Origin of the sequence: Pseudomonas sp. FSL W5-0203 (assembly GCF_001896155.1) — a bacterium.
Classification (GTDB): Bacteria; Pseudomonadota; Gammaproteobacteria; order Pseudomonadales; family Pseudomonadaceae; genus Aquipseudomonas; species Aquipseudomonas paracarnis.
In genome coordinates this window covers 24,371-35,338 of the sequence record NZ_MPOR01000049.1, presented here as the reverse complement: position 1 = coordinate 35,338, position 10,968 = coordinate 24,371, and the positions used below count along the sequence as shown (strand labels likewise).

At 62.5% G+C, this 10,968-nt stretch carries 8 protein-coding genes; 4 read left to right on the top strand and 4 right to left on the bottom strand.

The annotated features are described in order from the left end of the window. From BOP96_RS26310 to BOP96_RS26300, 3 genes are all read right to left on the bottom strand, one after another. A partial coding sequence (locus tag BOP96_RS26310; protein ID WP_373420035.1) for a DUF6531 domain-containing protein occupies positions 1-1,451 on the bottom strand: 1,451 nt, incomplete at its 3' end. A 110-nt stretch (positions 1,452-1,561) separates the two neighbouring features. Further along, positions 1,562-4,636 (bottom strand): efflux RND transporter permease subunit, encoded by a 3,075-nt coding sequence (locus BOP96_RS26305; protein WP_014718123.1) that lies wholly within the window; start codon positions 4,634-4,636, stop codon positions 1,562-1,564. Between the two features lie 2 nt (positions 4,637-4,638). Beyond that, the gene (locus BOP96_RS26300) at positions 4,639-5,745 is read right to left on the bottom strand and encodes an efflux RND transporter periplasmic adaptor subunit (RefSeq protein ID WP_073454474.1); all 1,107 of its coding nucleotides are present in this window, start codon (positions 5,743-5,745) and stop codon (positions 4,639-4,641) included. Between the two features lie 100 nt (positions 5,746-5,845). Here BOP96_RS26300 and BOP96_RS26295 point away from each other — a divergent pair, with 100 nt between their 5' ends. From BOP96_RS26295 to BOP96_RS26280, 4 genes are all read left to right on the top strand, one after another. Then, entirely contained in the window at positions 5,846-7,051 is a 1,206-nt protein-coding gene (locus BOP96_RS26295; RefSeq protein WP_014718125.1) for a multidrug effflux MFS transporter, read from the top strand. 76 nt (positions 7,052-7,127) lie between these two features. Further along, complete coding sequence (locus tag BOP96_RS26290; RefSeq protein WP_032903535.1) at positions 7,128-7,994, top strand: pirin family protein; 867 nt, start codon at positions 7,128-7,130, stop codon at positions 7,992-7,994. A 166-nt stretch (positions 7,995-8,160) separates the two neighbouring features. Then, positions 8,161-9,606 (top strand): mechanosensitive ion channel family protein, encoded by a 1,446-nt coding sequence (locus BOP96_RS26285; protein ID WP_014718127.1) that lies wholly within the window; start codon positions 8,161-8,163, stop codon positions 9,604-9,606. Positions 9,607-9,699: 93 nt separating this feature from the next. Next, positions 9,700-10,137: a carboxymuconolactone decarboxylase family protein gene (locus BOP96_RS26280; RefSeq protein ID WP_003190655.1), complete on the top strand. Its 438-nt coding sequence runs from the start codon at positions 9,700-9,702 to the stop codon at positions 10,135-10,137. A 5-nt stretch (positions 10,138-10,142) separates the two neighbouring features. Here BOP96_RS26280 and BOP96_RS26275 read toward each other — a convergent pair whose 3' ends face one another. Next, complete coding sequence (locus BOP96_RS26275; protein ID WP_038449861.1) at positions 10,143-10,913, bottom strand: AraC family transcriptional regulator; 771 nt, start codon at positions 10,911-10,913, stop codon at positions 10,143-10,145. Positions 10,914-10,968 lie beyond the last annotated feature (55 nt).

Below are 10,968 nucleotides of genomic sequence, written 5' to 3'. Positions count from 1 at the left end.
TCGCCCGACACCACCAGCCGATGAGCCAGCGCATGGCTCCAACCCAACCCCAGCCCACAATCGACCTCCACCGCGCTAGTGCGATACAGCCGCGTCCACTCAAACGGCAAGATCCCATCCAGCGCGCCGTCGGTAAGGGCCAGCAACTCCTCGCCGGTGACCATCGACACCGGGCAACCATGGGTGACCGTTTTATCCGCAGGCGCCGCCGCATCGCCCTTCGGATTCGACGCCATGGCCGGCACATCATCGACAGGCTCCTGACGAACCAACGTGGTGCGCTGGGCCTTGCCGCGCACCATCGGCACCGGGTTCGAAACCAGCCTATCGCCCGCCTTCAACGGCACAGCCGGCACCGTCTTAATCGGCGTCGCCGCACTGCTCAGCAACACCGGCTTGGCCGCCTCCACATGGGTTTCCAACCGAGGCCCCGCCACCTGCTTGGCCAGCAACTCCAACAACGCCCGCGCCCGCCCGGACTTGACGCCACTAAGCACCTGAGCACCCAGGCGCAGCTGTACTCCAATACCCCGTGTGGCCCAGATCAGCAGCAAGTTGATCAACACTTCGCCGGTGATTTCACCCAGCAGTTCGTACATATCGGGTGGCGGCAGCATGCGTACCCAGGCCACCAGCGCCGACAGGTAGATAAACAACAGCGGCTCATCACTGAGTACCAGCAACCCCTTGGCCAGCGTGTCTTTGCCCAGCTTGAGCAGTGCATCCAGCTCGGCCTGGGACAGGTATTTCAGCAACGTTTCGCTGTTGGACTTGAGGTTGGCGAGCAGGTCGTACAGCTCGGTGATGTTGTCCCACAGGTTGTAAAGCGCCTTGCCCAGCCCGGTCGCAAAGGCAATGCCCTGAATGCCGCTACGCTTGTAGGCTGGCGCTTTGGCAAAGTCTGCCCATCGAGGCTTGAAGTGCTCGGCCCATGCCGTGCGCAAATCCGCTTCCAGCCCGGCGATCACAGACTCATAGGACGCATACAGCGCCTGGACGTGAGCCTTGGAAACAGTGGGGTAAAAGGTGATTTCGTACTGTTGGTCGCGGCTACAGTCGCTGACTTCAAGAATGCCGCTGGGGCCAATGGTCCGATGCAGTGGCGCGCCTACCGGGCTGCCGTCCTGTGCAACGGCTTGCAGCCTCACGGGCGTGTTGCCGATAGGCACGAACTGCGTGCTTTCGAACAGATGCACCAGCGTCAGCCCACCCTGGGCTTTGCATTGAGCGACGGTGCGGCTGGGTTTGTCGGAAGAGATCGGCGCGACCAGTGCGACGTCTTCCCCAACCTTGAATACCTGCTCCACGCTAAGTGCCGAACCACTTAAAAAGCTGTCGGCCCACGTATCAAAAGTATTCAGGCAGGTGCGGAAATCCGCGAATACGCGCTCAACCTTCGGCGCTTCGGGATCCATGGGCACTAGCACCAGGTTGGCCAGCACCGAGATCAAGAGACAGCCCCATTCATCAGGGCTCTAACGAACATCACCATCTGCAATCCCTCGCACTGTTTGATCAGGCGAGGGACTTTGCAGCGGTTGAAAGAGGAGGGGAGTAGAGCTTATCCGGCAGTTACGTGGGACGTTTCAGTAACCTTATCGCGCAGCACCAGACTGCACAGTGCGGGCAAAAACAACAGCGTCAACACCGTGCCCACCAATACGCCGCCAATCAGCACATAGGCCAGCGACGACCAGAACACCGACAGTGTCAGTGGAATAAACGCCAACGCCGCCGCCAGTGCGGTAAGGATCACCGGCCGCGCACGCCGCACCGTGGCTTCGATGATGGCCTCGCGAATCGCCATGCCGTGATCCTGGTTCTGGCGGATCTGGTCGGTGAAGATCAGCGTGTTGCGCATCAGGATGCCGCCGATGCCGATCAGCCCGAGAATTGCGTTGAAGCCGAACGGCTGGTTGAACAGCAGCAAGGTCGGCACTGCGCCAATCAGGCCCAAAGGCGCGGTAGCGAACACCATGAACATCACGCCGAACGAGCGCACCTGGAACATGATCACCGTGAGGGTCAGCAGGATCATGATCGGGAACAGCGCCGCCAGGGCGACGTTGGCCTTGGCGCTTTCCTCAACCGGGCCGCCGATGTCGATTTTGTACCCGCTGGGCAGTTTGGCGATCAGTGGCTGCAGGTCTTTGTACACGGCCATTTCCACATCGGGCGGTTGTACGCCGTCGATGATGTCGGCGCGCACTTCCACGGTGGTGGCGCGGTCGCGGCGCTTGAGGATCGGCTCTTCCATTACCGCCTGGAAATGCCCGACCTGGGCCAGCGGCACCGACGTACCGGCGCTGTTGGTCAGCGTCATGTTGTTGAGGTTGGCCAGGTCTTCGCGTTGGCTGCCTTGGGCGCGGGCCACCACTGAGACGGTGCGGTTGCCTTCGCGCACTTCGGTGATCGGGTTGCCGCTGAGCAGGGCGTTGAGTTGGGACTTGACCTCGTCGGGGGTAAAACCCAGCAAGCGCAAGCGATCCTGGTCCAGCACCAGGCGATAACCGCTGGCGCGTTCGCCCCATTCGAGGAAGGTGTCCCTGGTCAGCGTGTTGCCAGCCACAACCTGACGCACGTCTTCCGACAGCCCGCGCAGCACATTCAGGTCCGGCCCGGAGACGCGGAACACCACCGGGAACGGCACCGGCGGTCCGAAGACGAGCTGCGTGACCCGTACCCGCGCCGACGAAAATTCGCCTGCTGCAATGCGCTCGCGCATCCGCAGTTTCAGTGCGTCGCGGGCGTGGGAATCCGGGGTTTGCACAATCAATTTGGCAAACGCCGGGTCGGGCATTTCAGGGTTCAACGACAGGAAAAACCGCGGTGCACCGCCCCCCACATAGGTGTCGACCATACTGGTCTGCGGCTCTTGCAACAGCGCCTTCTCCACCTGCGCCGCCACGGCTTCGGTGCTTTTGAAGGCGCTGCCGGGTGGCATATACACTTCCAGAATCAGTTCCGAGCGGTCGGAGTCCGGGAAGAACTGTTTCTTCACCACCGCCATACCCAGGCCGCACACCACGAACGCGGCCACCACCAGCCCGGTCACCAGCCAGCGCCCGCGCACGCAAGCCTCCACCAGGCTGCGCAGTTTCTGGTAGTAGCGCCCGGCATAAATCGCATCATGCCCGCCGGGCACTGGCTTGATCTGCGGCAACAACTTCACGCCCAGGTAGGGCGTGAACACCACGGCCACCAGCCAGGATGAAATCAGCGCGAAACCCACTATCCAGAAGATATTGCCGGCGTATTCACCCGCCCCTGAGCGCGCAAACCCAACCGGCAGAAAGCCGATGATGGTGACCAGGGTGCCGGTCAGCATCGGCGCCGCCGTGGAGCTCCAGGCGTAGGTGGCCGCGTGGATGCGGTCAAAGCCTTCTTCGAGTTTGACCACCATCATCTCGATGGCAATGATCGCGTCGTCCACCAACAGGCCCAGGGAGATGATCAATGCCCCGAGGGTCACGCGGTCGAATTCGCGGCCCGTGACCAGCATGATCACGAACACGATCGACAGCGTCAGCGGCACGGCCGCCGCCACCACCAGCCCCACGCGAAAGCCCAGGGCCAATAGGCTGATCAGCATCACCACCGCCAGGGCGACGAAGAATTTGAGCATGAATTCATTGACTGCCAGGCTGATGTTTTTCGCCTGGTCGGAGACCTTGGCGAAGTTCACGCCCAGGGGCAGGTCGGCCTGAATCCGCGCTTCTTCGGCTTGCAGGCTCTTGTCCAATTCCAGGCCGTTCCAGTGCTTCTCCATGATCACGCCCAGCATCAACGCCGGGTCGCCCTGATGGCGGATGCGATAACTGGGCGGGTCTTCATAACCGCGGCTCACGGTGGCCACATCGGCGATGCGCAATACGCGGCCATTGACTTGCAGGGGCACGTTCTCGATCAAGGCCAGGCTGTCGAACGCGCCGTCGATGCGGATATAAGCGCGGGCGCCCGCCGTTTCGACGAAGCCTGAGGGCGCCACGGCGTTTTGTGCGGCGAGGGCGGTGAAGATCTGTTCGGGTTTGATGCCCAGGGTTGCCAGGCGCTCATAGGAAAACTCCACAAACACGCGTTGGGCCTGTTCGCCAAGGATATTGACCTTCTTCACCCCTGGCAGGTTGAGCAAACCCTGGCGCAGCTCCTCGGCCATTTGCACTTGTTGGCGATGGGGCAGGTGTTCGGCTTCCAGGGCGTACAACGCAAAGTACACGTCGGAATATTCATCGTTGAAAAACGGCCCGATCACGCCCTTGGGCAGGCGCGTGGCTTCGTCGCTGAGTTTTTTGCGGGTCTGGTAGAACAGTTCCTGGATTTCGCTCGGGCGTGTGGACTCCAGGAAGGTCATGCGCATCGACACAAAGCCTGGCTGGGCGATGGTCTCGACGCGGTCGTAGTAGTCCAGTTCCTGCAGGCGTTTTTCCAGGCGGTCGGCCACTTGCTCCTGCATCTCCTGGGCGGTGGCGCCGGGCCAGGCGGCGGTGATGGTCATGACCTTGACGGTAAACGAAGGGTCTTCGGCGCGCCCCAGCTTGCCGAACGCGAAGACCCCGGCGACGAGGATCGCGATCAGCAAAAACAGGGTGACGGCGCGGTGTTTGACGGCCAGTTCGGAGAGGTTGATCCCGCGCATACTCATTGGTCCTGCTGACGGTTGAGGGCCAGCGCCTGGGCGGGCAGCAAGCGCACCGTGTCGCCGCTGTGCAGCAGGTGAGCGCCGAGGGCGACGATGGTTTGGCCGGGTGTTACGCCGCTGTCGAGCAAGGCGTCTTCCTGGCCGAGGCTGGCGACCTTCACTGGGGCGAAGCTGATCTTTTGGTCATCGCCAATCAGCCAGACGCCCGTGCCTTGCCCCGCATCCTGCAAGGCGCCAATCGGCACGCGGGTTTGCAGCGGCTGGCCATTGCCTTGCAGGCGTACGGTGATGGTGGAGCCGAGGGCGAACCGCTCGACCGGACCCTGCAGCACATAACGTGCGCGGTAGGTGCGGGTGACCGGGTCGGCGCTGGCGGACAGTTCGCGCAGGGTGGCGGTCACGGCCTGGTCCGCTGCGCCAAAGGGCAACGCCAGGGCTTTTTGCGCGGCCAGGTCACGCCGGTTTTCCGGCAGGTTGACGACGGCTTCGCGGGCGCCGTCATGGGCCAGGCGTGCCACGATTTGCCCTTCTGCCACCACTTGGCCGCGATCGGCCAGCACGTCGGTGATGATGCCGTCGCCATCGGCCTTGAGGACCGAATAAGTGCGACGGTTTTCGATCTGGCTGGCGTCCGATTGCGCCGCGGCCAGTTCGGCCTGGGCGACGCGCAGGTTGGTGGCCGACTGGTCGAAGATCTGCCGCGACACCGCGCCGGTACTGGCCAGGCGCTGGTAACGGTTTTCATCATCACGGCGCTGGCGCAGTTGGGCCTGGGCGGCGTTGACGCGGTTCTTGGCCGAGCGCAGCGCCAGTTCGAAGTCGCCGATGTCCAGCACCAACAGGGTGTCACCACGGGAGACGTGCTGGCCGGGGTCGACCTTGCGCTCGATCACCTTGCCGCTGACCCGAAAGCCCAGGTCACTTTCAGTGCGTGCCGCCACCACGCCGGTATAAGCGCTTTGCTGGGTGCCGGCTGCTTCGACTTTGACGGCCAGCACCGGGCGCGATGTGGGCGCCTGGGCGGCGCTGTCGGCCTTGCTGTTACAACCACTGAGGACCACCAGCAGAGCCAGGGGCGTGAGAAGGCGCAGGGGGAGAGGGGGCATGACGAACTCCAGGGTGACCATAGGGCAAAAAATTATGGACATAATTTTTTGCTCATATTATGGTCGAAATATAAATTAATCCAGCCCCCGGATATTCCCCATGGCAAACGCCCCGGCACCCTCACGCAGCTTGCTGTTCTTGCTGGTTGCCCTCACCGCATTGGGTGAAGTCTCGACGCAACTGATCATCCCCGGCCTGGGTGCCATCGAGCACGCGCTGCAGGCGCCGCAAGGCTCGGCACTGATGGCGCTGTCGGCGTTCGTTGCTGCGTTTGGCCTGGGGCAGCTACTGTTCGGGCCGCTGTCGGATCGCATCGGCCGGCGGCCAGTCTTGATCGGGGGCCTGGCGCTCTACGTAGTGGCGACGCTGGCGATGCTGCTGGTCACCGACATCCAGCAGTTTATCGCCGCTCGGGTGTTGCAAGGCCTGGGCGCGTGCGCCGCGCTGGTACTAGCGCGCACCGTGGTGCGCGATGTGTGGAAAGCCGAGGCAGGCCCGGCCCTGGCGCTGACGATGATCGGCATGTTGTATGCCATCGTCGTTGCGCCGATAGCAGGGGGCTTGCTGATCAAATTACTGGGGTGGCGTGCGCCCATCGCCCTGGCGTTGGTGATCGGCAGCCTGGTGTTATTGCTGGCGCTGCTGTTCTTTCGCGAGAGCAATCATCACCTCGATCCCAGGGCCGCACACTGGCGCACCCTCGGCGGGCAGTATCTGGATCTGCTCAAGGGGCGCCAGTACCGTGCTTACGCGGTGGCCCTGGCGTGTACCTATGGCGCGATGTTTGCGGTGATCGCAGGTTCATCGGCGGTGTTTATCAATCTGCTGGGGTTCAGCAGCCTTGAGTACGGGCTCAACTTCGGGCTGATTGTGTCGATGCTGATCGTCGGCTCCACCTACACCCGGCGTAACATTCAGCGCCTGGGGCCGCAGCGCATTGTGGCGATGGGTGTGACGATGGTGGCGGTGGGCGGGGTGGCAGCCCTGGCGATTTACCTAGTGTTCGGGTTGTCGGTAGTGGGACTGGATATTCCCATCGCCCTGGTCACGCTCGGCGGCGGCCTGGTGCTGCCGGGATCCGTTACCGGGGCCGTGATGCCCAATGCGCACCGTGCGGGTTTAGCCGCCGGGCTCATGGGATTTGCACAGATGTTCGGCGCCACGTGCAGCGGGTTGCTGCTGAGCCAGTTACGCGATGGCAGTGCCGCGCCGATGATCATTATCCAGGCCGGGCTTGCACTGTCGGCACTGGTTGCCTTTCAACTGCTGCGCCAACGCCAGGTTAAAACGCTGTCCTATATATAGAACGATCAGGGCCATTTTTACCGGCTAGTGCTCAAGGGTGAGGCGATTTAAGGTGTACTCACTTTGGAGGTACACCATGAAAAAGCTGATTGGTATCTACACCAGCCCCCGCGCCCACTGGGTCGGTGATGGCTTTCCGGTACGCACGCTGTTTTCCTACGACACCATGGGCAAGCACATCAGCCCATTCCTGTTGCTGGATCACGCAGGTCCGGCCGAATTCACCCCGACTGAACAACGTCGCGGCGTCGGCCAGCACCCGCATCGCGGTTTTGAAACCGTGACCATCGTCTACAACGGCGAAGTCGAGCACCGCGATTCTACCGGTGCCGGCGGCAAAATCGGCCCGGGCGATGTGCAATGGATGACCGCAGCCAAAGGGATCCTGCACGAAGAGTTTCACTCCCAAGACTTCGCTCGTAGTGGCGGCGCACTGGAGATGGTGCAACTGTGGGTCAACCTGCCGGCCAAGGACAAAATGGCGGATGCCGGTTACCAGACCATCGTCGATGGCGACATTCCGGTGCTGCCATTGGCAAACGACGCCGGCCACCTGCGCCTGATCGCCGGGAAATTTGCCGGTACTCAAGGCCCGGCCCGCACCTTCACGCCGATAGACGTATGGGACTTGCGCCTCAACGCCGGTAAAGCGGTCACGCTGGACCTGCACGCCGGGCGTAACACCGCCTTGGTGGTGCTCAGCGGCACATTGTTGATCAACGGCGAGGAAGTCGCACGCCAGGGGCAATTGGCGTTGTTCGAGCGCGACGGTAAGCAACTGACCCTGGAGTCCAACGACGACGCCAAGGTGCTGCTGCTCAGCGGCGAACCCATCGACGAGCCCATCGTCGGCCACGGTCCGTTCGTGATGAACACCGAGCAGGAGATTCACCAGGCATTTGCCGACTTCCAGTCGGGAAAATTCGGGCAGATGCACGCCTGACGGTTCACCGCCACCCCCTGTGGGAGCTGGCTTGCCTGCGATAGCATCATCATGGTGTAGCTGATACACCGCGGTGTGTGCATCGCAGGCAAGCCAGCTCCCACATTTTGTTTCCAGGGTTCTGATTTCATGCGATCTTCTCGGCATTCGCCCTGGAGTCGCCTGGATGCCCTCATTTATCGCTGATCACCCGATGCTGTGCGCCGTGGCGTTGATCCTGATCGACATCGCCGTGTGGCGCCTTATTTCCCCAAACCTTGCCAACTGGAAACTCGCAGCGCGGCTAGTGATCTTTGCGGTGTTCAGTGCCGTATTGTTCAACGACGGCATGAACCCTATGCAGGCGGCGCCCTATGCCGATGACACCACCTTGCACCTGGCCGCCACGGCATTGCAGATCGGCTGGTGGCTGTTTGCGGCGCGTACCCTCACGGTATTGCTCGGCGCAGTGATGATGCAGCGGGTCGGCCATACCGGGCGCTTGTTGCAGGACCTGATGGGCGCGGTGATTTTCCTCATTGCGATCATCGCCGCCATGGCCTATGTGCTCGACCTGCCGGTCAAGGGCGTGCTGGCCACCTCGGGCGCCGTGGCGATCATCGTCGGCCTGGCCTTGCAAAGCACTCTGAGCGATGTGTTTTCCGGGATCGTCCTCAATACCACCAAGCCTTACCAGATCGATGACTGGATCTCCATCGACGGCACCGAAGGCCGTGTCACCGATATCGACTGGCGCGCCACGCGCCTGCAAACCTCTCAGGGCAGCCTGGCGGTGATCCCCAACTCCCTGGCGGCCAAGGCCAAGATCATCAACTTCTCGCGTCCGGCGGACATGTTCGGCCTGGCGGTCAGCCTGCAAGTGAGCCCCCATGCGCGCCCGCAAACCGTGATCGAAGCGCTGGAGCGTGCGATGCAGGGCTGCCGGCCGTTGCTGGCCCAGCCGGCGCCCAGCGTCGCGTTCAAGGCGTCCACCGGCAGTGGCGTGGAATATGAAATCAGCGGCTTTGTGCCGGCCATGGGCCTCAAGCGCGAAACCCGCAACCAGCTTTACGACCTGGCCTACCGGCATTTGCAGGCGGCGGGCGTGGGCCTGTTGTCCGCCACCGAAGGCAGCACGCCGCCTGCGGTGTCTGGCGCCCGCGCCTTGCTGGAGCGCTCGACGATCTTCTCCACCTTGCGCCAGGAAGAAAAAGACACCTTCAGCCAGAACATGACCCTGCACACCTACCGCGCCGGTGAGATGATCCTGGCGGCGGGGGAGGTCAGCGATCACCTGTTCATCATCGAGTCCGGCGTGGTCTCGGTGCTGTTGATCAAGGACGGGCACACGTTCGAGGCAGGGCGCATGGGCCCGGGGGAGGTGATCGGTGAGTCCGGCATTCTCTCCGACCAGGCGGCGCTGGCGGATTTTTCGGCCAAGACCTACTGCACGCTCTACCGCATCGAAAACGAATACCTCAAGCCGTGCCTGGACGCCCGGCATGATATCGGCGAAGCCATGAAGGCGCTGCTGGACTTCCGCCGCCATGCTGCCCAGGCCCTGACTGAAGACGCACCCGTGGTACCGGTGAAGAAGGGCTTCATCCAGTGGCTGAGGAACCGCGGCCTGTAGATTGGTCACCTGTTCTTCGCCCGGATTGGCTATTTCTCCAGGACGCCGGGGTGACTAACCTGCTCACCAATCCCACTGTCCTGGAGCAACACCATGCAAACCCGTACCGATTTCTACACCGCTTCCCCAGACGCCATGAAAGCCATGCTCGCCCTGGAAGCGGCGGTGGGCAAACTCTCCATCGAACTGCCACTGCTGGAACTGGTGCGCTTGCGCGTATCGCAGATCAACGGCTGCGCGTTCTGCCTCGACATGCACACCGCCGATGCGCGCAAGGGCGGCGAAACCGAGCGGCGCCTGTACACCGTGTCGGCCTGGCGTGAAACCCCGTTCTTCACCCCGCGCGAGCGCGCCGCCCTGGCTTGGGCCGAAAGCCTGACCCTGCTCAGCCAGACCCACGCCCCGGATGAAGACTTCGACGCACTGGCCGCCCAATTCAGCCCCCAGGAACAAGTCGACCTGAGCGTCGCCATCGCCACCATCAACAGCTGGAACCGCCTGGCGGTGGGCTTTCGCAAGATGCCCAAGTAAGGCCGTCAGTTGGCTTTGAAATAGCTGCGCGGCGTGGTGCCGGTCATGCCTTTGAAAAAGGCGATCAGTGCACTGTCGCTGGCAAAGCCCAGTTCAAAGGCGCAGTAGCCCAGGCTGCGCCCGGTGGCGAGCAGTTCGATCACCCGCATCAGACGCCACTGTTGGCGCCATTGCTGATACCCCAGGCCGGTTTCCTTGAGGAAAATCCGGCCGATGGTCTTGGTGCTGGCGCCAATGTGCTGTTCCAGGTCCTGCAGCGTGGGGGGCAGGCGGTCGAGCTGGGCTAGCAGCGGCGCCAGGCGCTTGTCCCGTGGCAACGGCAGCAGCATGGGTTGTGCGGCTGCGTGGCGGATTTCATCCAGGCACAGCCCCAACAAATGGGCATAGCGACCCGCCTGCCAATCAGTCTCGAACGGCGCCAGGGCCATGGGCTCCAGCACTGCCCTGAGCAAGGCACTCACTTCGATCACCCGCACCTGGGCCGGTAATTGCTCGGCCAGGGCCGCACTCACATACACCGACCGATAGTCCACCGCCTGCTGCATCACCGCACGATGGGGTAGGCCGCTGGGGATCCAGGCTGCGCGGCTAGGTGGCAACAGGCACAGTTGATTGTCCAGGGTGATGCGCGTGCAACCTTGCTGGGTGAACAGCAGTTGCCCGCGCTGGTGCACATGCAGGCCCGAATCGTGATTGCCCAACACCGCCGCGATGCCGATCACGGGCGCTGAGTAAACATCGGGGTTGAAAGACGCGGTAGCGGCAAGCCAGGCCATGGGTTGTCCGATTTGATGGATAAAGTGTCGAAGTCTGGATAATAGCCCAGCTGGC